The organism is Neisseria flavescens (assembly GCF_005221285.1).
Lineage (GTDB): Bacteria > Pseudomonadota > Gammaproteobacteria > Burkholderiales > Neisseriaceae > Neisseria > Neisseria flavescens.
In genome coordinates this window covers 1,048,403-1,071,747 of sequence record NZ_CP039886.1, presented here as the reverse complement: position 1 = coordinate 1,071,747, position 23,345 = coordinate 1,048,403, and the positions used below count along the sequence as shown (strand labels likewise).

The following is a 23,345-nucleotide window of genomic DNA, read 5'->3' as shown; positions in this document are numbered from 1 at the left end:
GTTCACAAACCAAGAATCCTACCATGCTGAAAAAAATGTTGAAATGGCTGGCCGTATTTTTGACGGCATTTGCCGCCGTGGTTGCCGCATTGTTGTTTGTTCCGAAAGACAACAGCAAACCATACCGTATTACCATTACCAAAAACCAAGGTATCTCTTCCGTCAGCCGCAAACTGGCTCAAGACGGCATTGTTTATAACCGTTATGTGCTGGTAGCCGCCGCATATGTGATGGGCGTACACAACCAACTCAATGCCGGTTCTTATCGCCTGTCTGCCAAAGTATCGGCTTGGGACATTTTAAAACGTATTAAAAAAGGCCGTCCTGACTCGGTCAGCGTGCAAATTTTGGAAGGCGCGCGTTTTGCCCAAATGCGCCGCATTATCGACAATACTGCCGACATTGCCCATGACACGCGCGGTTGGAGCGATGAAAAACTGATGGCTGAAGTGGCGCCCGATGCTTTGAGCAGCAATCCTGAAGGACAGTTTTTCCCGGATAGTTACGAAATTGATGCCGGTGGCAGCGATCTTCAAATTTACAAAATCGCCTACCGTAAAATGCGGGAAAACCTGCAAGAAGCATGGGACGACCGTCAAAGCGGCCTGCCTTATAAAAATCCGTACGAAATGCTGATTATGGCAAGTCTGATTGAAAAAGAAACCGCACATGAAGACGACCGCGCCCATGTGGCCGCCGTATTCATCAACCGCCTGAATATCGGCATGCGCCTGCAAACCGACCCGACCGTCATCTATGGCATGGGCGATGCGTATAAAGGCAGAATCCGCAAAGCCGACCTGCAACGCGATACGCCTTACAATACCTATACGCGCAGCGGTTTGACGCCGACGCCGATTGCGCTTCCCGGCAAGGCCGCGCTTGAAGCAGCAGGCCATCCGTCTGATGAAAAATATCTGTATTTCGTCTCTAAAATGGATGGTACGGGCTTGAGCGAGTTCAGCCACAATCTTTCTGAACACAATGCTGCCGTACGCAAATATATTTTGAAGAAATAAACCGAATAGGCCGTCTGAAACATTTATAATCCCTGTTTCAGACGGCCTTTAAATTGATGATATCCATATGAAACCCAGATTTATTACCCTTGACGGCATAGATGGCGCAGGCAAGTCCACCAACCTCGCCGTAATGAAAGCATGGTTTGAGAAACACCAACTGCCCGTATTATTTACGCGCGAACCGGGAGGCACTCCGGCCGGAGAAGCATTGCGTGAAATCCTGCTCAACCCTGCTACCCAAGTCAGCCTGCGTACCGAAACCCTGCTGATGTTTGCCGCCAGACAGCAACACTTGGAAACAGTCATTCTGCCTGCCCTGAAAAACGGCACGCATGTGGTTTCCGACCGCTTTACCGATGCAACGTTTGCCTATCAAGGAGGTGGACGCGGTGTTCCCTTGCAAGATATCGCCACGCTTGAGCATTGGGTGCAGGGCGATTTCCGCCCAGATTTAACTTTGCTGTTGGATGTGCCTTTGGAAGTATCAATGGCGCGCGTCAACCAAACGCGTGAGAAAGACCGCTTTGAACAAGAAAAAGCCGAGTTTTTCAATCGGGTGCGCGAAGTGTATCTGCAACGTGCTAACGAACAGCCGGAACGCTATGCCGTCATCGACAGCAGCCAAAGTCTGGACGCGGTAAAAAATCAGATTGAAACCGTGCTAGACAGTCATTTTGAATTGAATGTTTAAGTTTAAATAAAATGCCGTCTGAAAGAAGGGTAGTGTGGCGAAGAAATATTATTACAGAAGTTTTTAGACATAAAACCAAATAAAACGAAACATCAAAACAAATGTAATAAATATCGGTATGCGCCACAAAAAGAACATGATAAAATTACGGCCTCTTACAAAGCCGGTCTGTTAACAACCCGACTTTAGAAATTTTAAACGTCTGAAGCAGCCTGTTTCAGACTTGTTCGCAGTAAAATCTCTCTCTCTCGCAAACAGGATCGATAAATGGAAAATTCATTAAAAGAAGCCGCCCTGCAGTTTCACGAATTCCCCGTGCCGGGCAAAATCTCCGTTACCCCAACCAAATCTTTGGCAACTTCTAAAGACTTGGCGTTGGCGTACTCTCCGGGCGTAGCCGCTCCTTGTATGGAAATCCATGCCGATCCTCAAACTGCCTACAAATACACTGCCAAAGGCAATTTGGTTGCTGTGATTTCCAACGGTACCGCAGTGTTGGGTTTGGGCAACATCGGCGCATTGGCCGGTAAACCTGTAATGGAAGGCAAAGGCGTATTGTTCAAAAAATTCGCCGGTGTTGACGTATTCGATATCGAAATCGATGAAAAAGACCCGCAAAAATTGGTAGACATCATCGCTTCTTTGGAACCGACTTTCGGCGGCATCAACCTCGAAGACATCAAAGCGCCTGAGTGCTTCTACATCGAACGCGAATTGCGCAAACGTTGCAAAATCCCCGTATTCCACGACGATCAACACGGTACTGCCATCATTACTGCTGCCGCTGTATTGAACGCTTTGCGTTATACCGGCCGCAAAATTGAAGAAGCGACTTTGGTGTGCTCCGGCGCAGGTGCCGCAGCGATTGCTTGCTTGAACCAATTGCTGGATTTGGGCCTGAAACGTGAAAACGTAACCGTCTGCGACTCTAAAGGCGTGATTTACAAAACCCGCGAAGACAAAGACCGTATGGACGAGTCCAAACAGTTCTACGCCATCGAAGACAACGGTCAACGCGTGCTTGCTGATGCCGTCAAAGGCAAAGACATCTTCTTGGGCTTGTCCGGTGCAAACCTACTGACTCCTGAAATGCTGAACACCATGAACGAAAAACCAATCGTGTTCGCTATGGCAAACCCGAATCCGGAAATTCTGCCGCCGCTGGCGAAAGAAACCCGTCCGGACGTGGTCATCGGCACCGGCCGTTCCGACTTCCCGAACCAAGTGAACAACGTATTGTGCTTCCCGTTCATCTTCCGCGGTGCGTTGGATGTCGGCGCGACCACCATCAACGAAGAAATGAAACGCGCCTGCGTGTACGCTTTGGCAGATTTGGCGATGGAAGAAGTAACTGAAGAAGTGGTTGCCGCTTACGGTAAAAAATTCGAATTCGGCGCGGAATACCTGATTCCGACCCCGTTCGACTCCCGCCTGCTGCCTCGCGTTGCTGCGGCTGCCGCCAAGGCAGCGATGGAAAGCGGTGTGGCTACCCGTCCAATCGCTGACTTGGATGCGTACGCTGCTAAATTGGCTGAATGGAAACTGTAATTCAGTAATTTGTGCTTGATTGAAAAGGCCGTCTGAAAGTTGTATTTCAGACGGCCTTTTTGTTTATTGAGTATTTTAGAAACGGCTTAATGCAGCAATCGGAATGAAGAATACGATAATCTGCTGATTCAAAATCGACGTGGGAATATGGATTGTTTTCTAAGATAGGTTTCTTATTTTTGAGCTGCTTTGACTTTGCAGGGTTTGTATGGGATTGAATACAATATTTTTTTCAGCTTTTTTAAACAACATCAGGCCGTCTGAAATCGGGTTTTCAGACGGCCTGAGTTAATGAAACGGTTTATTTTTGCCAATAGGTTTTGACGTTGACGAACTCGTACAGCCCGAATTCTGACAGCTCGCGTCCATAGCCGGAAGCTTTTACACCGCCAAAGGGGAGGCGCAGGTCGCTGCTGGTGTGGCGGTTGATAAAGACAGAGCCTGCTTGGATTCTTTCGGCGTATTGCCATGCGTTTGCTGTATCCGCTGTGTAGATGCAGGCGCCGAGGCCGAAAGGTGTGTCGTTGGCAAGTGCGACGGCGTGATCCGGATTGTCGGCGCGTAAGATCATGGCAACCGGGCCGAAGACTTCTTCGTGCCAAACGCGGCAGTTGGGGTTGACTTGATCCAATACCGTGGCAGGGTAAAACCAGCTTTCTCCCTCAGGAATATAGCCGCCACTCAAACATTGCGCGCCATGTGCAACCGCATCTTGAACCTGCTCATGTACGGTTTGACGCAGGTCTTGGCGGTGAAGCGGGGCAAGGGTGGTGTTCGGGTCTTTGGGATTGCCGGTTTGCAGTTTGGCGCACTCGGTAAGGAAGAGCGGGATAAACTGTTCGGCAATATCTTGGGTAACAATGATGCGTTTGGCGGCATTACAGGATTGTCCGGCATCGCGAAAGCGCGAATAGCAGGCATCGATGGCTGCGCGTTGCAGATCGGCGTCGGGCAGGATGATAAACGGATTGCTGCCGCCCAGTTCAAGGACGTTTTTTTTCAGATGTTTGCCTGCATGGGCGGCCAGCAGGCGGCCGGTATGGGTCGAACCGGTAAATGCCATGGCATCGGTATCTTCAATGGCTTGAAGCGTGTCTTCATGGCTTAACCATGCGCCGATAAGCGGCAAACCTTTGGGGACAAGATCGAAGAGGGTTTCGCTGACGCGGGCGACACTGGGCGCAGGTTTGACCGCGCAGGCATTGCCGGCGCACAGGGCTGGGATGGCAAATCGTAAAATCTGCCAAACAGGATAGTTCCAGGGCATGATCGCCAAAACAACGCCCAAAGGCTCAAAGCGGACTTGGCTGAGGCTGGCTTGGGTAGCGATGGTTTTATGGGCAAGCAGTTCGGGGGCAAGGCGGACGTAGTAGCGGATAAGCTCGATGGACTTGCTGATTTCGGCACGGCATTCGTGTAGGCAGCGTCCGACTTCTTCGCAAACCATTTCGGCAAGGCGTTCTTGGTTTTGGGTAAGGCTGTCGGCAAATTGCTGTAAGAGGGCGGTGCGCTTGGTAATGCTTGATTGGGCGAAGGTTTGTTGAAGGGTTTGGAGGCGGTTCAATTCGTCGGTGAACTCGGTATAGCTTTGCGCCGGTCGGCGGTAAATGGTTTCTCCGGTGAAAACGTGGGTGCTGTGAAACATAGTTGGCTCCTTTGTTTTTATGTTTTTATGAGGCCGTCTGAAAATGTTTCAGACGGCCTTTTATTGTGATGATTGTACTTCAAGCGACCAGTTGGGGGAAAATGGATTTTAAGCCGGCAACAATAATTTCTACGGAAATGGCGGCAAGCATCATGCCCATGATACGGTTGAGGATGGTCAGGCCGGTAGTGCCCAAGCGTTTGCTGATGCGTCCGGCCACAACCAAAATGAAATAGCAAATCAGGCTGACCAAAAAGCCGGAGATGATAATCAGGGCAATATCGCTGTAATTTTTGGCGGCAGAGGAGTAAATGATGACAGTGGAGATGCCGCCGGGGCCGATGGTAATCGGAATGGCAATGGGTACGACGGCAATGGCTTTTTCATTGCGGCGGACTTGTTGCGCACTTTGATGTTCTTCTGAATGGGGATCAATTTTGGGTTTGGCCGGGTTGTCGTTGCCGTTCATTAAGGAGATGGCAATCAGCAAAACCAGAATGCCGCCGCCGACTTGGAAAGAACCAACGCTGATACCGAGTACTTTCAATAAGATACTGCCGCCCAGTGCAAAGACGACAATCACGATGAAAACAGCCAATGCGGCAGTACGCGCGATTCTGCGTTTTTCTTTGGTGCTGTGGTCTTGTGTCAGGTCAAGATAAATCGAGAGTGCGCTGAAAGGATTAATCAGCACGAGCAATGCCACGAGCAGCTTGCCGATTTCTACACCCAGTTCCATATTATTCCTCGCTTTCAGTTAGGTCATCGTTATCCGCATTACGGAGGCGGAGGTTTTTGTGTTCATTGGCAATACCCATTAACAGGGCGAGCACCACCATGATGGAAAGCGTAGCCGTACCGCCGTAGCTGACCAAGGGGAGGGGGACGCCTACGACGGGCAAAATACCGCTGACCATGCCCATGTTTACAAAAGCGTAGCAGAAAAAGGTCATGGTCAACGCGCCTGCCAAAGTACGACTGTAAAGGGATTGCGCTTGCGCGGCAATCCACAATCCGCGTGCCAGAATGATAAGGTAAACCAGCAGCAAAAGTATATTGCCAATCAGGCCGAACTCTTCGCCGAATACTGCGAAAATAAAGTCAGTCGTTGCTTCGGGAATATAGTCCAAATGGGTTTGCGTACCGTTGAGCCAGCCTTTACCCCATACGCCGCCCGAGCCGATGGCAATCATGGATTGGATGATGTGGTAGCCTGCACCTAACGGATCTTTGGTTGGGTCGAGCAGGGTGAGGACGCGGGTTTTCTGATAGTCGTGCATGCCGTAGTTCCACAAGAGCGGTAAGGCGGCCACAAAGGCAATAATAGCGGCAAAAATAGCTTTCCAAGGCAATCCGGCAAAGAAGATGACAAAAATACCCGAAGCCATAATCAATGCTGCTGTACCGAGATCGGGTTGCTTCAAAATCAGGGCGACAGGAACAAGAATCAGCACGAGGGCGACAATATAATGTATCCATTTCAGACGGCCTTCATAGCGTTGGAAATACCACGCGACAGTCATGGGAATGCCGATTTTCATGATTTCGGAAGGTTGGATACGGGTAAAGCCGAGACTCAGCCAACGGGTCGAACCGTTGACGGTAACGCCGGCGACTTCAACGCCAATCAGCAGTAATACGCCGACAATGTAAACAGGCAGGGCAACTTTGGCAGCCGTTTGCGGCTTGAATACGGCGATAATCCATAACAGGGCAAAGCCCAAAACGGTATGGATGGTTTTATTTTCCAATTGGCCGAACTCTTGCCCGTCTGCAGAATAGAGCAGGAACAGGCTCATGATGTAGATGGCGAGCATGGCAAAAAACAGCCAAGGGTCAATCGGGGCTGCAATGGTGGATTTGAAATTTTTCCACGCTGATGTGTTATTCATGATGAACCTCCGGCTGTGAGGCAGGGCTTGTCGGAGTCAGTCCGTAGGCAGATTGGAAAATGCTGGTAATAGGCTGATGCTTGTCCGTTGTTTCAGTTTTGGCCGAGTCTGCCTCAAGGCCGTCTGAAAACTGTTGCGGCTTGACGTGAAGCATATAAAAATCAGTCATTTCACGGGCCAATGGCGCGGCATACGCACCCCAACCGCCGTTTTCCAAAATCACGGCAATCGCGATTTCAGGTTTTTCCAATGGCGCAAACGAGATAAACCATGCGTGGTCGCGGTGTTGTTCGCGCAGGGCTGCGGCATTGTAACGGCCACCCTGTTTGATTTGTACGACTTGGGCCGTACCGGTTTTACCGCCCATTGTATAAGCAAGTCCGCCACCGATACGGTGTGCCGTACCGCCCGGTTTCAATACCTTTTCCATTGCACGTTTGACGTATTCGAAGTTGTCGGCTTTGAATGGAATTTGACGCTCGGGATTGGGGTTGATGCGGGTAATTTTGCGTGCGCCGAAGTCCAATACTTCTTTGACCAAATGCGGCTGATGGACGACACCGTCATTGGCAAGAGAAGCTGTCGCATGTGCCATTTGCAAAGGTGTGTAGGCGTTATAGCCTTGGCCGATGCTGACAGAAACCATTTCGCCGGCACGCCATTCTTTGGTGGTAGGGTCGGAAGATTTGGCAAAGCGTTTGGCTTTCCATTCGCGGCTGGGCAAAACGCCTGCGTATTCGCTGGGCAGGTCAATGCCGGTTTTTTGGCCGAAACCGAATTGCGCCAGATACGGAGAGGCTTTATCGATACCCATTTCGTAACCCAAGCGGTAAAAGAAGGTATCTGAAGATACTTGGATGGCTTTACTCAAGTTGGCAGAGCCGTGACCGCTGCGGACAGAGTCGCGGAAAATATGGCGGCTGCCGGGTATGTTCCATGCGCCGGGTGCGGGGACGATGGTGTTCTGAGTGATTTTGCCGCTTTCCAACAAGGCCATACCCATAAAGGGTTTGAATGTAGAACCTGGTGGATAAAGGCCTTGGGTAACGCGGTTGATCAAAGGCTTTTTCCAATCGTCATTCAGCATTTTCCAAGTGTCGCTGTCGATGCCGGCAATAAAGAGGTTGGGATCGAAAGAAGGCTTGGAAACAAATGCCAAAACGGTACCATCTTGTGGATTAATGGCCACCAATGCGCCACGGCGGTCGCCTAAAATGCGGTCGGCTTCCTGCTGCATACGGATATCCATGCCTAGGCGCAAGGTTTGCCCCATTTTTGACGGGACATTTTTCAATACGCGGACGATATTGCCGTAAGCGTCTTTTTCGACTTCCTGATAGCCTGGAACACCATGAAGCTGGTGTTCGTAATATTTTTCCAAACCGGATTTGCCGATATGCGTACTGCCGCGGTAGAGGGCGGTCAGGCCTTCTTCTTCCAGCATTTCTTTGTCTTTGTCGCTAATACGGCCGATATAGCCTAAGAAATGGGAAGTCAGTTTGCCGTAAGGATATTCGCGGAATGTGCGTGAATTGACCTCTACGCCTTTGAATTCGCGCAGATGTACGGACAAACGGGCGGCCTCTTCATCGGTTAGTCTGAGTTTGAGCGGAATATTTTCAAATTTTCGATAGCTTTCGCGGTATTTTTTGAAGCGTTTTAAATCTGTCGGCGTAATATCAACATATTTTTTCAATGCTTCAATGACATCTTCCATTTTGCCTTCAATGCGGCTGGGAATAACTTCGAGCGAAAAGATAGGATAGTTTTTGGCCAAAGGAACGCCGTTGATATCGACGATTTCGCCTCGTACGGGCGGCGTTGGAATCAGGGTAATGCGGTTGCTCGATGCCTGACCGGAAAACTCGTTGTGTTGAGTCACTTGCAGGTAGAAGAACCGCGCCAGCAAGATGGAAAAGAAGATGACGATCAGGATAAAAGCAACGAGCAGGCGCAATAGGGCGTCGGCTTGTGCTGCCTGAGCAGAAGGTTTTTTGGTATGTTGACCACTGGAAAGACGGTGTGGAAGAATCGGTTTCATCTTTTCAGTGGGAGCGGTAAATACGGGTCACAATCAACATCAGCTGGCTGAGTATCGGCCAAAGCAATGCGCCGACAAACGGGGCAACAAAGCCTTGCAAAGTGATAACCTGATGATTGAGGAACAAACGGGCAACAGTTAAGACGGCCTGATTGAGAAGCAGCGCAACCAATACAGCGGCTAATTGCATAATGTGGCCGTAAAGCATGATTTGGCGGCGGCGGTTTAAGATGAAATAAGTCATCACGACGTAAGATAGGGCGTGCAAGCCCAAAGTCGCGGCGGTTACGGCATCGACAATCAGGCCGATGGCAAAAGCCAGTCCCATGCCTGCGCGTTGCGGTTGGTGCAATGTCCAATACAGCAACATCAGTGCCGTCATTTCAGGCAGCCAAAAGAATCCGTCAAAGGAAAACGGCATAAAGTCCAGTATCATCATCACTATGAGACTGGCCGCCATGATGTGCAGCGGTACTGCACGGTAAGAATCGTCAAAATCGTTCATGAAATCAGCGTGGGGAAGAAGGGGCGGAAGAAAGTACTAAGACAAAACGGCTGCTGCGTAAAGCGGCCAAAGGCGTCAGTTGCGTATCGTAATAAGGCGTTCCTGATGCGCGGACAACCTTGCTGACGGTTGCAACGGGAATCCCCGCAGGATAAGTACCATCCAAACCGGAAGTCAGCAGAATATCGCCGGGCTTCAAGTCGGAGCCGGTTGGAAAATAGCGCAAATCCAAACCGTTGCCATTGCCGTATGCCAAGCTGCGTTCGCCGGTGCGGCTGACGGCTATGGGGACAATGCTTTGTCCGCCTGAAATCAGCCCAATTTCCGCGCTTTGTGTGTGAACTTGTGTCAACAGGCCGATCAAACCGCTTTGATCGATGACCGTGTCGCCAACTTTCAAGCCGTCTTGACTGCCCTTGCTGATAATCAGTCTTTCGGAAAGCGGATCTTTGCCATTGGAAATGACTTCCGCACCGATAACGTTGTGAATGCCTTTTTGTTGCAAACCGTACAGTTTTTTTAATTCGCGCAATTCATCGGTATTGACTTTATCCCGCTGCAAATCGATTTTCAGACGGCCATTTTCTTCCATAAGCTGGCGGTTTTGTTCCAAAAGCTCGGATTTGGACTGGGAGAGGTCGGCAAAATATTGATAAAGTTGAACAGGTTGATTCGCCAGCCATTGAGCAGGGTAGAGCATGGGTATGACTGCCGCACGTACAGGCTGCATCAATGAAAAGCGGTAATCTGCCACCATCAGACCGGCAGCCAGAGCAATATAAACGACAAAACGAGGCAACAGCTTAGGGCCTTTTGCCTCGTCAAAGCGCAAAGAAGAGCGTTCCATAACCATCTACCTTATGGGTTTTCCGTGAATACGGTATCCCATTTGCCGATATAGTCCAAAGCCTTGCCGGCACCATAGGCAACGCAGTTCAGAGGCTGGTCGGCAATACCGACGGGCAGGCCGGTTGCATCGGCCAAGACGGTATCGATACCGTGCAGAAGCGCGCCGCCGCCGGTCAGCATAATACCGCGGTCGGCGATGTCGCCAGCCAGTTCGGGCGGAGCCTGTTCCAAAGCCAGACGGACGGCACGGATGATTTGATTGACCGTTTCACTCAATGCTTCACGGATTTCATTTGAAGTAACCGCCAAGGATTTAGGCGTACCTTCGGCCAGATCTCGACCCTTAATGCGCATGGCTGTTTCGGTTTCAAGGCCCGAGGCCGAGCCGATTTGTTTCTTCAATTCTTCGGCCGTAGCTTCGCCAATCAAGACACCACGATGGCGGCGCAGGTAATGGATGATGCTTTTATCGAATTCATCGCCGGCTGCGCGGACAGAAGCAGAGTAGGCCATGCCGCCCAGCGAAAGAATACCGATTTCAGTCGTACCGCCGCCAATATCGACAATCATCGAACCTGCCGCATCTTCAATCGGCAAGCCTGCGCCCAAAGCGGCGGCCATCGGTTCTTCAATCAAATGTACGCTTGCCGCACCGGCAGCAAACGCAGAATCCAAAATTGCTTTACGTTCCACTTGGGTAGAGCCGCCCGGAACACAGATAACCACACGAGGCGGAACCAAAGACCGTCCTTCGGTGGCTTTTTTAATCAACATACCCAGCATACGCTCGGTAATCACAAAATCAGCAATTACACCGTCTCTCATCGGGCGGATGATTTCAATATTGCGCGGCGCACGGCCCTGCATTTTTTTGGCTTCCGTGCCCACCGCCATAATTTTACTTTTATTGCCTGCGCCGGATTGAATCGCAACCATGGACGGCTCATCCAAAACAATCCCTTTGCCGCGTACAAAAATCAGCGTGTTGGCCGTGCCCAAGTCGATGGCAATATCATTGGAGAGGAAACGGGATAAAAGACGAAACATAGGATACCTGAAATTCCGGCCCAGCCCGGATGCTTTAAGCAGTATTTAAAATAAGAAAAACAGGTACACGGTTTTAGACGGATAAATGCGCCCTTAAAAGGCCGTCTGAATCAAAACACCATGCCAACCTGTTTGGTTTTCGGTTATAATTCTTCGCTTCATAGAAGACGAAAAGCAATGATACCCCAAACCAAAGAGGCATTGCTATCAGACAAGGATTTTTTATGGCTTTAAGCTTAAATGATGTGGAAAAAATCGCAAAACTCTCGCGCCTCACTTTAACGGACGAAGAAAAAAACAAAACGCTTGCCGAGTTGAACGACATTTTCGCCATGGTTGAAAACATGCAAAGCGTCAATACCGACGGCATCGAACCCATGGCGCATCCGCACGAAGCCGCTTTGCGCCTGCGCGAAGATAAAGTGACTGAAACCGATCACGCTGCAGAATATCAGGCTGTTGCCCCCGAAGTGCGCAACCGCCTGTATATCGTTCCTCAAGTGATTGAAGAATAAGGTTTCAGACGGCCTTTGCTTATCGGCAAGCCCCTATTGCAAGGCCGTCTGAAAGGATATTCTGTTCAGACGGCTCGATTTATTGATTTAAACGGATGTTTTCAATATCTGTTTTGAAAGCAAAAACTGTTTTATAGAAAGTACGGCACAATGACCGCTTACACGCTCAAACAAGCCAGCAGCCTGCTGCAATCCAAACAAATTTCCGCAGTCGAATTGGCGACCGAATATTTGGCCGCTATTGCTGCGAAAAATCCTGCTATCAACGGCTACGTTACCATCGATCAAGATAAGACCCTTGCTGAGGCCAAAGCAGCCGATGCGCGTATCGCGGCCGGTAATGCAACGGCTTTGACCGGTGTGCCGGTTGCTTACAAAGATATTTTCTGCCAAACAGGTTGGCGCAGTGCATGCAGCTCCAAAATGTTGGATAACTTTGTTTCTCCTTATACTGCCACTGTGGTGCAAAACCTGTTGGATGCCGGCATGGTCACTCTTGGCCGTACCAATATGGACGAATTTGCCATGGGTTCGACCAATGAGACTTCGTTCTACGGCGCAATCAAAAACCCGTGGAATCTTGAACATGTTCCCGGTGGTTCGTCAGGCGGTTCGGCTGCAGTGATTGCGGCGCGTTTGGCACCGGCTGCGTTGGGTTCGGATACCGGCGGTTCTATCCGTCAGCCTGCGTCGCATTGCGGTATTACCGGCATCAAGCCGACTTATGGTACGGTTTCACGCTTCGGTATGGTTGCCTATGCTTCCAGCTTTGACCAAGCCGGCCCTATGGCGCAAACGGCCGAAGACTGTGCGATTTTGTTGAATGCCATGGCCAGCTTTGACGAGCGCGATTCCACCAGTTTGGAGCGCGACAAAGAAGAATACACCCGTGATTTGGACAAGCCGCTTAAAGGTTTGAAAATCGGTTTACCTAAAGAGTATTTTGGCGAAGGCGCGGATGCCGATGTTCAGACGGCCTTGCAAAGCGTTATCGATTTGCTCAAAGCACAAGGCGCAGAGACTGTTGAAGTTTCCCTGCCGCAAACATCATTGTCGATTCCCGCTTATTACGTTCTCGCCTCTGCGGAAGCAAGTACCAACCTGTCCCGTTTCGACGGCGTACGTTATGGCCATCGTGCAGCGCAATTCAGCGATTTGGAAGAAATGTACAGCAACACCCGTGCCGAAGGTTTCGGCAGCGAGGTTAAACGCCGTATCATGATTGGTACTTATGTATTGAGCCATGGTTACTATGATGCGTATTACCTGAAAGCGCAAAAACTGCGCCGTCTGGTTGCCAATGATTTTCAGACGGCCTTTGGTCAATGTGATTTCATTTTGGCGCCGACTGCGCCGACTGCCGCGCCTAAACTCGGCAGCAACATTCACGACCCTGTGCAAATGTACTTGTCCGATATTTACACCATCGCCGTGAACCTTGCCGGTTTGCCTGCACTGACTCTGCCTGCCGGTTTTGGCGCAAACGGCCTGCCGATTGGTGTGCAATTTATCGGCAACTATTTCTCCGAAGCCAAAATTTTGGGTGCCGCACATCAAGTTCAACTGAACAGCGATTGGCACACTAAAGCGCCGGAATAAGGGTAGGGAGTCTATATGCCTGAAAAGTTTTCTTTTCCGGGATTTAAAACTGTTTATCAGAATGCACCAAAGTTTAAAACGCAACATTTAAAATTTATATTGCGGACATTGTGGTATCGTAAAGAAATTAAGGCATTTGAGCAGTTTGTAAATGCTTCGGAAATATGCCAAAGTTTTTTTAGTCAAATGCCCCAAGATGCCTATCCTTTGATACATGAGTTTGTTGATAAGAAATTTAGTGGTCATGATAGGTTAAAAATTATGCAGTCAGATTTTGAGGCTGCAGAAAAGCTGTTTGGAAAAGAAAGAGTAATGGGTATGAAAACCCGTTCCTTTCATATTGTTTTGGCAAAACCTTCAGACGGCCTTGAGATTTGGCTTAACCGAAATGACAATTGCGTCGATGAGGGAATGTGGTCTCTTTCTTTACGAGAAAGCAATGGAAGACGTCTGTATATGACAACATTCGCCTTTGTAAATAATATGCTGCTTGCAGCCTCTCTTCAGGGGCCGGCAGGAGAAGAGGCGAAAGATACCGTACGGGGTTTAACTAAGAAGCTACATGGATTGCGTCCTCAGCAATTGATGGTGCATGCATTGCAATATTTTGCTATTGCATTAGAGCTGGATGGTGTGATTGGTATCACACAAGATAGACAAGTTAAGCTACGTTGGCGCTTGAAGAAACGTGTCAAAATGAACTATGACCAATTTTGGCAGGAGCATGGTGCTCAAAAGGGTGTTGATGGATTATGGCATCTTCCAAAAGAGCCGGTGCGTAAAGATTTTGAGGAAATTGAAAGCAAAAAACGATCCATGTATCGTAAGCGTTATCAGATGTTAGATGAAATAGAAGAGCAAATAAGAAATGGTTTAGCGCCTATAAAATAAACTATCATCTGATGAATAAAACATATATATGAATACAACCGACTTCATTCAAATCATTGGGACAGCCGCGTTTGCCATTTCCGGCTATTTGGTCGGCTACAACAAGCGGTTGGATGTACTCGGTGTCGTCATTACTGCGTTACTGACGGCTGTCGGCGGCGGCATGATACGCGATGGTTTGGTCGGTCGGATTCCGCAAGTGTTTTTGCAAACCGATGCGTTGATTGTTGTGTTTGCTACGCTTGCTATTGCATGGTTGATAAGAGTGCAACGTTATCGCAGCACCTATTTGGCCGCTGCTTTTATTATTGCCGATGCCATCGGTTTGGCAGCGTTCAGCATTACCGGCGCACAAATCGGTATGGCTTTGCATCTCAATCTGTTCGGCGTTATTTCTTTGGCTTTTGTGACTGCCGTTGGCGGCGGTATTGCACGCGATATTTTGGTCAATGATGTGCCGATGATTTTGCGCACCGACCTTTACGGCAGCGTAGCCATTTTGATTGGCGGGCTGATTTATCTGTTCGGGCATTTGGGCTGGATTAATATTTTTACGTTAAACCTGCTCTTTGCCGGCGGATTGTTGTTTCGCCTGACTGCATACCGTTTCCATTGGCAACTGCCCGGTTTCCAACGCCGCAGGAAATAAACTTATCTTACAGACGGCCTGTTATGGTTTTTTATTCAGGCCGTCTGAAAAACGAATCACTCATTTAACCGATTAACTTTTTTTCGACAGAAAGACCCTTATGACTTGGGAAACCGTAATCGGACTGGAAATCCACGTCCAACTCAACACCCAATCCAAAATCTTCAGCGGCGCATCCACTGCATTCGGTGCCGAGCCTAATGCCCACGCCAGCGTGGTTGAGTGTGCGTTGCCGGGCGTATTGCCGGTAATGAACCGCGAAGTCGTCGAAAAAGCCATCAAACTCGGTTTGGCTTTGGATGCGAAAATCAATCAGAAAAACGTGTTCGACCGTAAAAACTATTTTTATCCTGATTTGCCAAAAGGCTATCAAATCAGCCAGTTGGATTTGCCGATTGTTGAACACGGCAAGCTGGAAATCGTAGTGGGCGATGAGGTTAAAACCATCAATGTTACCCGTGCACACATGGAAGAAGATGCGGGTAAATCCGTGCACGAGGGTTTGAACGGTGCCACCGGTATCGACTTGAACCGTGCCGGTACGCCTTTGTTGGAAGTTGTCTCCGAGCCTGAAATGCGTTCCGCTGCCGAAGCCGTGGCATACGCTAAAGCGTTGCACGGTTTGGTGACTTGGCTCGATATTTGTGACGGTAATATGGCGGAAGGCTCGTTCCGCGTTGATGCCAACGTTTCTGTACGTCCAAAAGGCCAGGCCGAGTTCGGTACACGTCGTGAAATTAAAAACCTCAACTCTTTCCGCTTCTTGGAACAAGCCATCAATTATGAAGTGGAAGCGCAAATCGAAATCTTGGAAGACGGCGGTAAAGTACAGCAGGCAACCATGTTGTTTGACCCTGAAAAAGGTGAAACCCGTGTGATGCGTTTGAAAGAAGATGCGCACGATTACCGCTATTTCCCTGACCCGGATTTGCTGCCGGTCATTATTTCAGACGGCCAATTGCAAAAAGCCAAAGAGCAAATGCCTGAATTGCCACATGAAATGGCGGCGCGTTTTGTTGCCGATTACGGCGTGTCTGACTATGATGCGCGCCTGTTGACTGCCAGCCGCGTTCAAGCTGCCTATTTTGAAGAAGCAGCCAAAGCCTGCGGCAAAGGTAAATTGACGGCGAACTGGATGAACGGCGAGCTTGCCGCTACCTTGAACAAAGAAGGTTTGGAATTGGCTGAAAGCCCGATTACGGCTTCACGTCTTGCCGAGTTGGTTGCTAAAGTTGCAGATGGAACATTAAGCAGCAAACTGGCGAAAAAAGCTTTTGAAGCAATGTGGGCTGAGCCTGAAGCAGGTATTGCTGAAATCATCGAAAAACATGGTTTGCAACAGATTACCGATACTGGCGCAATTGAAGCTATGGTGGATGAAGTGCTGGCAAACAATGAGAAAGCCGTTGAGCAATTCCGTTCCGGTAATGAGAAAGCCTTGAATGCGATTGTCGGTCAAGTGATGAAAGCAAGCAAAGGCAAGGCCAATCCGGCTCAGGTTCAAGAGCTGATTAAAGCTAAATTAGCTTGATAGATAGGACAGGCCGTCTGAAAAATAGGTCTTATTTTTCAGACGGCCTTTATTTTGATTCTAAAATTATTCTAAATACCATGACACATACTATTACCTTACCAGATCAAACTACATTTACGACGAATGAGGACGAAACTGTTCTTGCTGCCGCAACCCGTCAAAATTTAAATTTGCCTCATTCTTGCAAAAGCGGTGCTTGCGGGCAGTGTAAGGCCGAGTTGATTAGTGGCGAATTTGAAATGGGCAAGCATATCGATAAAGCCATCAGCGCAGAAGAAAAAGCGCAGGGTAAAGTGTTATTGTGCTGCACTACTGCGAAGAGCGACCTCAAAATCAATGTGCCGGGTTTTAATCAAAATGCTTTACCAGTACGCACATTGCCGGCACGTATTGAAAACATTGAAATCAAACACGATGTTGCTTTGCTCAAACTAGCTTTGCCTAAAGCGCCGTCATTTGCATTTTATGCCGGACAATATATTGATTTGCTGCTTCCCGGCAATATCAGCCGCAGCTATTCAATCGCCAATTCGCCTGACCAAGAAGGCGTTTTGGAGCTGCATATCCGTAAACGTGAAAACGGCGTATGCTCAGAAATGATTTTTGGTGCCGATCCGAAAGTTAAAGAAAAAGGTATTGTCCGCGTTAAAGGTCCATTGGGTACGTTTACTTTGCAAAAGGACAGCGATAAACCGATTATTTTGTTGGCAACGGGTACAGGTTACGCACCTATCCGCAGTATCTTGCTTGATTTGATTCATCAGAATAGCGAACGTCCGGTTCATTTCTACTGGGGGGCACGTCAGCAGGAGGATTTGTACGCATTGGAAGAAGCAGAAACATTAATAGGCCGTCTGAAAAATGCGAAATTCTCGCCTGTTCTTTCTAAGCCTGATTCCGATTGGAAAGGGGAGAATGGGTATGTGCAAAACGTTGCCGCACAAAATTATCCTGATTTGAGCCAATATGAAGTTTATGCTTGCGGGTCACTAGCCATGACGGAGAGTGCGCAAAGTTTGCTGACTCAAAAATGCGCTTTACCGGAAGATGCCTTCTTCTGTGATGCTTTTTCACCGGCATAATGATGTTTATACAGGATTTATATGTTTGAATGCAGGTGTTAAGAGTAAAATTTGATGGCAATCTGTTTGAGAAAGAGTGTGTTTTGCACACTCTTTTTCTATGTCGCAGTGATTGAACAGATATTTATAGCTTGAAGAGATAGCTATTTTGTTTTTAAAAATTGAATTTATTATTTATTATAAAGAAAAAGGCCGTCTGAATATTTCAGACGGCCTTTGTTTTGAAGTAAGTATTAGCTACCGATCAGTTTCAAACGTTGACCAGGAGTCACAGTACGGGTATTGCGGTTCCAACGGCGGATATCATTAACATCAACATTGAAACGGCTGGCAATGGTGTTCAAAGTATCACCTTTGCGTACAGTGTAGGAAACGTTTTGAATCGGGTTGCTGTGGATTTTTGCCGGAGCAGCTGTAACGCGGAGGATTTGGCCTTTTTTGATATTGTTGCCTTTGATGTTGTTGGCAATAATCAAATCAGCTACGCTCAGGTTATAACGTTTGGAGATATTAAACAACGTATCACCATCTGCCACGCGGTATGTGCCTGCTGCAAGTGCTGCAGTTTGTGTGTTTTGTTGACCACTTACACGGGCAAGACGCGCATTGATGCGGCTTTGCTGTTTAACGGTATTGGCTGCGATACGTTCTGTACGAGCGCTTTCGGCAGTAACAACAGTTTGAACTTGTTTGGCTTCAGGAGTCGCTTCAGCAACAGTCGCTGCAGGTTCCTCCGCAGGTCGGTTTTGTACCAAAGCCATCAGGTCATCATGCTCTTCTTGAACCGGCACGGCAGCAACAGATTCAACTGCAGAAGTAGGCGCTACATCGTTTGCGGCAACAGTCGGTGCAGTCAAGTCGGCAGGGGTGGCTGCTTTGGGTGCTTCTGCAACATTTGTGGCAGTAGGCTCAGTAGCAGTATGGGTCATGGCTACAACAGTGGCTGCTGCATCCGCATTTGCAACTTGAGGTTGCGCCTTGGTTTCTGTTACCACTACGGAAGTAACGTTTTCAGCTTTGCTGCGTGCAATAAAGTCAACCGGTTTGCTGGACTGTGGAACAACAGGAGCAACAATATTGGTCACGGTAGTTTGAGCGACTTTAACCGGTTCTGCTACGTTGGAAGCAATAATCGGAGACATGGCCGGCATATTGGATTGGTAAGTATCCGGAGTATTGTCTTTGTCGATGAAGTTAATAATGTCTTGGCTTTGGGTAGCTGAGTTTTTAGCCACCAAAATGCTGCGGCCTTCAGAAATGGCACTGCCGCTCAGGCCATTGAGGCGTTTGAGTTCGGCTACACTCATGCCGGTATCGTTAGCAATGGCATTAAGTTTTTTGTTGCCCAAAGAGGTATAAATATCCCAAGACATCAGGGTATCTGGATTGGCATTGCGGTAGTTCTTTTCAAATGCAGAAACCGCAGAAACCGGTAACAACAGACGACGGTTGTTTTTAGGGATAAATACCGGGGCATTGAAACCTGGGTTGAGTGCCAACAGTTCGCTTTCGCTGATGTTTGCAAAACGAGCAATTGTGCTGTTATCAATAGGTTTGTCGATGCTGACAGATTTGAAATACGGCTGATTGCTGATTTCACTGATATTCATGCCGAAAGTTTGCGGGTTGGCAACGATATTGCGGACAGCCAAAAGTTTTGGAACGTAATTGCGTGTTTCGTTCGGCATACGCAGGTTTTCGTATGTCGGTTCCAAACCTTGCGCACGGGCGCGGTTTACGGCACGGCCGACGTTACCTTCGCCCCAGTTGTAAGCGGCAAGGGCCAAAGACCAGTCACCGAACATGCTGTGCAGGTATTGCAGGTAGTTCAGTGCGGCATCGGTAGCGGCGTAAACGTCGTGGCGACCGTCATACAAAGGCGTTTTTTCCAAGCCGAAGTGGCGGCCGGTAGCCGGCATAAATTGCCACAGGCCGGATGCGCCGACGTGTGATTTGGCTTTGGTTACGAATGCGCTTTCAATGAAAGGCAGCAAAGCGATTTCTGCAGGCATATTGCGTTTTTTAACTTCATTGGCAATATGGTACATATAAGGTTTGCTGCGGGAGATGGTGCGGTCGAAATATGCACTGTTTGCAGCAAATTTGTTTTCATGGCGGCGAACCAGTTCTGTATTGACTTCGTTGATGCGGAAGTCTTTACGCAATGATGCCCACAAACTACCGGAGCCGAAGGTTTGTGTTTTTGCTTGGTCGAGCAGGGAGGAGTTGAGGCGCATCATGGCCATGCCGACTTGGTTGGGCGTAGCGTTTTGCGCGTAGGCTGTGGCGGAAACTGCCGACAGGCTTGAAACGGTCAGAACGATGGTTTTTAGTTTTGCCATAGTAAATAGAGTTATCAAATATATAATAAGATTTTGTCTTCTCGATGGTATCGTTTCAGCATTCAAACGTCAAGCCGGGCAGGGAATTTGCTTGTATGATGTGGCCGTGGTGTTAAAATTCGGTCACACAAGTCGGGATGCATAGGGGAGTCTTTAATGGAAGTTTTTTTTATGCAAACGCCAATGGGACAATATCTTGCTCAAAAAGAGGCGGATTTTTTCAGACGGCATTTGCAATATTTGAATGGCCAAGTGGCAGTTCAATTAGGCGGTATATGGCAGAGGCCGTCTGAAAATATGATTATGGTGCCGCGCGATGTACGGATGGATGCTGAAATGTTGGCATTTGAAACGCATTCTGTGGATGTATTATTGATGCCTCATCTTTTGGAAATTTCATCTGCCGATTTGGTGTTGCAAGAGGCATTTAGGATATTAAAACCCGAGGGCAGGTTGATTTTGACGGGGTTTAACCCTAAATCTTTGTGGGGATTGAGCTCGTGGTTTGATGGCAAAAGACTGCCTATGAAATCTCAATGCTTGGCTCTGGCTGAGTTGAAACGAAAAACTGTCGCTATTGGTTTTGAAATGGAATATGGGCAGTTTATGGATTATCTGCCTGCTGTGAATTCACCATCTGCTTTGAGGTTTTGGCAGTTTATGGAAAAGGCGGGGGATAGGTGGTGGCCTCAGTGTGCGGCGGTGTATGGTGTGGTTTTGACGAAACATTTGATTGGTGTCCATCCTTTGCCTGAATTGGAATCTGCATTCGATGGCAATACGGTTGCTTTAAGTACGGCACGTTTGGCCGAATAGTTTTCAGACGGCCTATATATAATGATGAATTTGGAGAATAATGATGCCTGAATTACCTGAGGTGGAAACGACTTTACGCGGAATCGCGCCGCATATTGATGGCAAGAAGATAGAAAAAGTCATTATTCGCCAGTTTAAATTGAGATGGCCTATCCATCCGAACTTGGCGCAAATTTTGGCCGGGCGCAAAGTTTTGGCATGCAACCGTCGTGCGAAGTATTTGATTATTACTTTTGAAACGGGTATTTTACTTATTCATTTAGGCATGTCTGGCAGTTTGCGTATTTTTACCGCCAATGATGAGCGTATCGCCACGCCTGATAAACACGATCATTTAGATTTTGTATTTGATGACGGTACTGTATTGCGTTATCACGATCCGCGTAAATTTGGTGCGGTATTGTGGTATGAGGGTATTGCCGAGCATCATCCGCTGTTGGAAAAACTGGGACCGGAGCCGCTTTCGGACGATTTTGATGCAAATTACCTGTATCAGAAATTGAAAACCCAAAAGCGTGCAGTCAAATTAGCGCTAATGGATAATGCGGTGGTGGTTGGCGTTGGCAATATTTATGCGAATGAAAGTCTGTTTAAGGCAGGTATTTCGCCATTGCGCCCGGCGAATAAGCTGACCAAGAAAGAATGCGCATTATTGGTGGAAACCGTTAAAGCGGTTCTGCAAAGGGCGATTGAAACCGGCGGCAGTACGCTGCGAGACTTCGTGAATAGCGATGGAAAAAGCGGCTACTTTCAGCAGGAGTATACGGTCTATGGCCGTCACAATGAGCCTTGTGTCCAATGTGGCGGGTTGATTTTTAAAGAAACTTTGGGGCAGCGTGGAACATTTTATTGTCCAAATTGCCAGAAATAGTTTCAGACGGCCTTAAATGTCAGAGGCCGTCTGAAAATAATGAACACAATACAGAAGAAATTTTATGTCTAAACAAAAAGCTCCTTTTTTTAAACGACTGGGCAGACTTTGCCGTTTGGCAGCTTGGTTATTCAGAACCGGTCGGGATTTGCGTGCCATCGATGGCAACAATGCAGAGGAACGCAATCACGCAGTGGTTGTTTTGGGGAAAGGTGCGTTGGATGCTTTGGATATCGAATTGGAAATCGGCGTACCGCCTCAAGGAAATGTAAGCGGTACTTTGGTCGTGGCCAACCATGTGTCTTGGTTGGATATTTTTGCCATGAGTGCCGTTTATCCGAGTAGTTTTATTGCGAAACAGGAAATCAGCGGTTGGCCGGTTTTGGGGAAAATGGGTAAAAATGCCGGCACGGTGTTTATTAACCGCAATTCCCGCCGTGATGTCGAGCCGATTAATCAGGCAATTTGTGCGGCATTGAAAGCAGGGCAAAATGTCAGTTTCTTCCCCGAGGCGCGCACTTCTTCCGGCTTGGGTATTTTGCCGTTTAAAGCAGCCCTGTTTCAATCGGCTATTGATGCGAAAGCGCCGATTCAGGCAGTAACTTTGCGATATTATGATGACGAAGGACAACGGACGGATCTGCCATCCTATGCGGAGGTAAACCTGTTTCAGTCTTTATGGCGCATTGTTTCTATGAAGAAAATCCGTATCCGCTTGGATTTCTCGCCACAGTACAAATCGACAGATATGCCGGATAAAGACCGCTATGCTTTGAAGGATATTGCGGAAACAGCCATCGGCGAAATTGTGGCTTCGGATTCTCCCGTTCAGCCCTCACCTAAAAAATAATTTCAGTCAGGTACTTGTTTTATTTCAGACGGCCTTCATTTAAAGAAACAGCTGTTTTCGGTTTAATTGAATTGATAGTTTGATGTAATTAATATCATTTGAACTATAAATTATACAAATCGATAGACCTGCATTAGAATGCAAGCATTGATTCATTTCTCAAACCTGAATTTTTAAGGAGCTTAAAAATGGCTTTGCAAGATCGTACCGGTCAAAAAGTACCTTCCGTAGTATTCCGCACTCGCGTTGGCGACACTTGGAAAGATGTTTCTACTGATGATTTGTTCAAAGGCAAAAAAGTAGTCGTGTTCTCTCTGCCTGGCGCATTTACTCCGACTTGCTCTTCTTCTCACCTGCCACGCTACAACGAATTGTTTGGCGCGTTCAAAGAAAACGGTGTTGACGCAATCTACTGCGTATCTGTAAACGACACTTTCGTGATGAACGCTTGGGCTGCTGAAGAAGAATCTGACAATATCTACATGATTCCTGATGGCAACGGTGAATTCACTGAAGGCATGGGCATGTTGGTTGGCAAAGAAGACTTGGGCTTCGGCAAACGCTCTTGGCGTTACTCCATGCTGGTTAACGACGGCGTGGTTGAAAAAATGTTTATCGAACCTGAAGAACCAGGCGATCCTTTCAAAGTGTCTGACGCTGACACTATGTTGAAATTTATTGCTCCTGAGTGGAAAGCTCAAGAGTCTGTTGCCATCTTTACCAAACCTGGCTGCCAATTCTGTGCTAAAGCTAAAAAAGCTCTGCAAGACAAAGGTTTGTCTTACGAAGAAATCGTATTGGGCAAAGATGCAACTGTTACTTCCGTACGCGCTATTACCGGCAAGATGACTGCTCCTCAAGTATTCATCGGCGGCAAATACATCGGTGGCAGCGAAGACTTGGAAGCTTACTTGGCTAAAAACTAATTGCCTGTATGCTTGAGACGGCTTGAAAAG

At 48.1% G+C, this 23,345-nt stretch carries 21 protein-coding genes; 13 read left to right on the top strand and 8 right to left on the bottom strand.

Going from position 1 to position 23,345, the window contains the following annotated elements; translation table 11 throughout:
* Nucleotides 1-23: 23 nt before the first annotated feature.
* From mltG to FAH67_RS05530, 3 genes are all read left to right on the top strand, one after another.
* Nucleotides 24-1,019, top strand: coding sequence for an endolytic transglycosylase MltG (gene mltG / locus FAH67_RS05540; RefSeq protein ID WP_004464253.1), 996 nt, complete (start codon nucleotides 24-26; stop codon nucleotides 1,017-1,019).
* A 67-nt stretch (nucleotides 1,020-1,086) separates the two neighbouring features.
* The gene (gene tmk, locus FAH67_RS05535; RefSeq protein WP_004464249.1) at nucleotides 1,087-1,713 is read left to right on the top strand and encodes a dTMP kinase; all 627 of its coding nucleotides are present in this window, start codon (nucleotides 1,087-1,089) and stop codon (nucleotides 1,711-1,713) included.
* A 267-nt stretch (nucleotides 1,714-1,980) separates the two neighbouring features.
* Nucleotides 1,981-3,261, top strand: coding sequence for a malic enzyme-like NAD(P)-binding protein (locus tag FAH67_RS05530; protein ID WP_004464247.1), 1,281 nt, complete (start codon nucleotides 1,981-1,983; stop codon nucleotides 3,259-3,261).
* A gap of 301 nt (nucleotides 3,262-3,562) precedes the next feature.
* On the opposite strand, the gene FAH67_RS05525 is transcribed toward FAH67_RS05530, so the two are convergent.
* The 7 genes from FAH67_RS05525 to FAH67_RS05495 all read right to left on the bottom strand — a co-directional run bounded on the left by FAH67_RS05525 (nucleotide 3,563) and on the right by FAH67_RS05495 (nucleotide 11,240).
* On the bottom strand, nucleotides 3,563-4,906 hold the full coding sequence (locus FAH67_RS05525; protein ID WP_112890809.1) for an aldehyde dehydrogenase family protein: 1,344 nt from the start codon (nucleotides 4,904-4,906) through the stop codon (nucleotides 3,563-3,565).
* 79 nt (nucleotides 4,907-4,985) lie between these two features.
* On the bottom strand, nucleotides 4,986-5,645 hold the full coding sequence (locus FAH67_RS05520) for a MarC family protein (protein WP_004464239.1): 660 nt from the start codon (nucleotides 5,643-5,645) through the stop codon (nucleotides 4,986-4,988).
* A 1-nt stretch (nucleotide 5,646) separates the two neighbouring features.
* Nucleotides 5,647-6,798, bottom strand: coding sequence for a rod shape-determining protein RodA (gene rodA / locus FAH67_RS05515; protein ID WP_004464238.1), 1,152 nt, complete (start codon nucleotides 6,796-6,798; stop codon nucleotides 5,647-5,649).
* Complete coding sequence (gene mrdA / locus FAH67_RS05510; RefSeq protein WP_004464236.1) at nucleotides 6,791-8,839, bottom strand: penicillin-binding protein 2; 2,049 nt, start codon at nucleotides 8,837-8,839, stop codon at nucleotides 6,791-6,793. Before mrdA ends, rodA begins: the two co-directional genes overlap by 8 nt.
* A 4-nt stretch (nucleotides 8,840-8,843) precedes the next feature.
* The gene (gene mreD, locus FAH67_RS05505) at nucleotides 8,844-9,344 is read right to left on the bottom strand and encodes a rod shape-determining protein MreD (RefSeq protein ID WP_004464233.1); all 501 of its coding nucleotides are present in this window, start codon (nucleotides 9,342-9,344) and stop codon (nucleotides 8,844-8,846) included.
* Between the two features lie 4 nt (nucleotides 9,345-9,348).
* On the bottom strand, nucleotides 9,349-10,191 hold the full coding sequence (gene mreC, locus FAH67_RS05500) for a rod shape-determining protein MreC (protein ID WP_039863617.1): 843 nt from the start codon (nucleotides 10,189-10,191) through the stop codon (nucleotides 9,349-9,351).
* A gap of 11 nt (nucleotides 10,192-10,202) precedes the next feature.
* Complete coding sequence (locus FAH67_RS05495; protein WP_004464229.1) at nucleotides 10,203-11,240, bottom strand: rod shape-determining protein; 1,038 nt, start codon at nucleotides 11,238-11,240, stop codon at nucleotides 10,203-10,205.
* Nucleotides 11,241-11,464: 224 nt separating this feature from the next.
* Here FAH67_RS05495 and gatC point away from each other — a divergent pair, with 224 nt between their 5' ends.
* From gatC to FAH67_RS05465, 6 genes are all read left to right on the top strand, one after another.
* Nucleotides 11,465-11,755: an Asp-tRNA(Asn)/Glu-tRNA(Gln) amidotransferase subunit GatC gene (gatC, locus tag FAH67_RS05490; RefSeq protein ID WP_003685110.1), complete on the top strand. Its 291-nt coding sequence runs from the start codon at nucleotides 11,465-11,467 to the stop codon at nucleotides 11,753-11,755.
* A gap of 150 nt (nucleotides 11,756-11,905) precedes the next feature.
* The gene (gatA, locus tag FAH67_RS05485; RefSeq protein ID WP_004464224.1) at nucleotides 11,906-13,354 is read left to right on the top strand and encodes an Asp-tRNA(Asn)/Glu-tRNA(Gln) amidotransferase subunit GatA; all 1,449 of its coding nucleotides are present in this window, start codon (nucleotides 11,906-11,908) and stop codon (nucleotides 13,352-13,354) included.
* A 15-nt stretch (nucleotides 13,355-13,369) separates the two neighbouring features.
* Nucleotides 13,370-14,245: a VirK/YbjX family protein gene (locus FAH67_RS05480; RefSeq protein ID WP_004464223.1), complete on the top strand. Its 876-nt coding sequence runs from the start codon at nucleotides 13,370-13,372 to the stop codon at nucleotides 14,243-14,245.
* Between the two features lie 28 nt (nucleotides 14,246-14,273).
* Complete coding sequence (locus tag FAH67_RS05475) at nucleotides 14,274-14,894, top strand: trimeric intracellular cation channel family protein (RefSeq protein ID WP_004464221.1); 621 nt, start codon at nucleotides 14,274-14,276, stop codon at nucleotides 14,892-14,894.
* 100 nt (nucleotides 14,895-14,994) lie between these two features.
* Nucleotides 14,995-16,425 (top strand): Asp-tRNA(Asn)/Glu-tRNA(Gln) amidotransferase subunit GatB, encoded by a 1,431-nt coding sequence (gatB, locus tag FAH67_RS05470; RefSeq protein WP_004464219.1) that lies wholly within the window; start codon nucleotides 14,995-14,997, stop codon nucleotides 16,423-16,425.
* A gap of 80 nt (nucleotides 16,426-16,505) precedes the next feature.
* Nucleotides 16,506-17,510, top strand: a complete 1,005-nt coding sequence (locus tag FAH67_RS05465) for an FAD-binding oxidoreductase (protein ID WP_039863616.1) — start codon at nucleotides 16,506-16,508, stop codon at nucleotides 17,508-17,510.
* A gap of 233 nt (nucleotides 17,511-17,743) precedes the next feature.
* On the opposite strand, the gene FAH67_RS05460 is transcribed toward FAH67_RS05465, so the two are convergent.
* Nucleotides 17,744-19,852: a LysM peptidoglycan-binding domain-containing protein gene (locus FAH67_RS05460; RefSeq protein ID WP_004464215.1), complete on the bottom strand. Its 2,109-nt coding sequence runs from the start codon at nucleotides 19,850-19,852 to the stop codon at nucleotides 17,744-17,746.
* A 156-nt stretch (nucleotides 19,853-20,008) separates the two neighbouring features.
* On the opposite strand from FAH67_RS05460, the gene FAH67_RS05455 reads away from it, so the two are divergent.
* The 4 genes from FAH67_RS05455 to FAH67_RS05440 all read left to right on the top strand — a co-directional run bounded on the left by FAH67_RS05455 (nucleotide 20,009) and on the right by FAH67_RS05440 (nucleotide 23,315).
* Nucleotides 20,009-20,668 (top strand): class I SAM-dependent methyltransferase, encoded by a 660-nt coding sequence (locus tag FAH67_RS05455; RefSeq protein ID WP_112890808.1) that lies wholly within the window; start codon nucleotides 20,009-20,011, stop codon nucleotides 20,666-20,668.
* 43 nt (nucleotides 20,669-20,711) lie between these two features.
* Nucleotides 20,712-21,539, top strand: coding sequence for a bifunctional DNA-formamidopyrimidine glycosylase/DNA-(apurinic or apyrimidinic site) lyase (gene mutM / locus FAH67_RS05450; RefSeq protein WP_039863624.1), 828 nt, complete (start codon nucleotides 20,712-20,714; stop codon nucleotides 21,537-21,539).
* Between the two features lie 64 nt (nucleotides 21,540-21,603).
* Entirely contained in the window at nucleotides 21,604-22,389 is a 786-nt protein-coding gene (locus FAH67_RS05445) for a 1-acylglycerol-3-phosphate O-acyltransferase (protein WP_004464208.1), read from the top strand.
* A 188-nt stretch (nucleotides 22,390-22,577) separates the two neighbouring features.
* The gene (locus FAH67_RS05440) at nucleotides 22,578-23,315 is read left to right on the top strand and encodes a redoxin family protein (protein WP_004464206.1); all 738 of its coding nucleotides are present in this window, start codon (nucleotides 22,578-22,580) and stop codon (nucleotides 23,313-23,315) included.
* Nucleotides 23,316-23,345 lie beyond the last annotated feature (30 nt).

What these genes read in the sequence shown, in the direction of transcription:
- FAH67_RS05525 (WP_112890809.1), bottom strand. Translation starts at nt 4,906, where the DNA reads ATGTTTCACAGCACCCACGTTTTCACCGGAGAAACCATTTACCGCCGA.
- gatC (WP_003685110.1), top strand. Translation starts at nt 11,465, where the DNA reads ATGGCTTTAAGCTTAAATGATGTGGAAAAAATCGCAAAACTCTCGCGC.
- mreC (WP_039863617.1), bottom strand. Translation starts at nt 10,191, where the DNA reads ATGGAACGCTCTTCTTTGCGCTTTGACGAGGCAAAAGGCCCTAAGCTG.
- mltG (WP_004464253.1), top strand. Translation starts at nt 24, where the DNA reads ATGCTGAAAAAAATGTTGAAATGGCTGGCCGTATTTTTGACGGCATTT.
- FAH67_RS05465 (WP_039863616.1), top strand. Translation starts at nt 16,506, where the DNA reads ATGACACATACTATTACCTTACCAGATCAAACTACATTTACGACGAAT.
- mutM (WP_039863624.1), top strand. Translation starts at nt 20,712, where the DNA reads ATGCCTGAATTACCTGAGGTGGAAACGACTTTACGCGGAATCGCGCCG.
- rodA (WP_004464238.1), bottom strand. Translation starts at nt 6,798, where the DNA reads ATGAATAACACATCAGCGTGGAAAAATTTCAAATCCACCATTGCAGCC.
- FAH67_RS05445 (WP_004464208.1), top strand. Translation starts at nt 21,604, where the DNA reads ATGTCTAAACAAAAAGCTCCTTTTTTTAAACGACTGGGCAGACTTTGC.
- mreD (WP_004464233.1), bottom strand. Translation starts at nt 9,344, where the DNA reads ATGAACGATTTTGACGATTCTTACCGTGCAGTACCGCTGCACATCATG.
- FAH67_RS05440 (WP_004464206.1), top strand. Translation starts at nt 22,578, where the DNA reads ATGGCTTTGCAAGATCGTACCGGTCAAAAAGTACCTTCCGTAGTATTC.
- gatB (WP_004464219.1), top strand. Translation starts at nt 14,995, where the DNA reads ATGACTTGGGAAACCGTAATCGGACTGGAAATCCACGTCCAACTCAAC.
- gatA (WP_004464224.1), top strand. Translation starts at nt 11,906, where the DNA reads ATGACCGCTTACACGCTCAAACAAGCCAGCAGCCTGCTGCAATCCAAA.
- FAH67_RS05475 (WP_004464221.1), top strand. Translation starts at nt 14,274, where the DNA reads ATGAATACAACCGACTTCATTCAAATCATTGGGACAGCCGCGTTTGCC.
- tmk (WP_004464249.1), top strand. Translation starts at nt 1,087, where the DNA reads ATGAAACCCAGATTTATTACCCTTGACGGCATAGATGGCGCAGGCAAG.
- FAH67_RS05520 (WP_004464239.1), bottom strand. Translation starts at nt 5,645, where the DNA reads ATGGAACTGGGTGTAGAAATCGGCAAGCTGCTCGTGGCATTGCTCGTG.
- FAH67_RS05480 (WP_004464223.1), top strand. Translation starts at nt 13,370, where the DNA reads ATGCCTGAAAAGTTTTCTTTTCCGGGATTTAAAACTGTTTATCAGAAT.
- mrdA (WP_004464236.1), bottom strand. Translation starts at nt 8,839, where the DNA reads ATGAAACCGATTCTTCCACACCGTCTTTCCAGTGGTCAACATACCAAA.
- FAH67_RS05455 (WP_112890808.1), top strand. Translation starts at nt 20,009, where the DNA reads ATGGAAGTTTTTTTTATGCAAACGCCAATGGGACAATATCTTGCTCAA.
- FAH67_RS05530 (WP_004464247.1), top strand. Translation starts at nt 1,981, where the DNA reads ATGGAAAATTCATTAAAAGAAGCCGCCCTGCAGTTTCACGAATTCCCC.
- FAH67_RS05495 (WP_004464229.1), bottom strand. Translation starts at nt 11,240, where the DNA reads ATGTTTCGTCTTTTATCCCGTTTCCTCTCCAATGATATTGCCATCGAC.
- FAH67_RS05460 (WP_004464215.1), bottom strand. Translation starts at nt 19,852, where the DNA reads ATGGCAAAACTAAAAACCATCGTTCTGACCGTTTCAAGCCTGTCGGCA.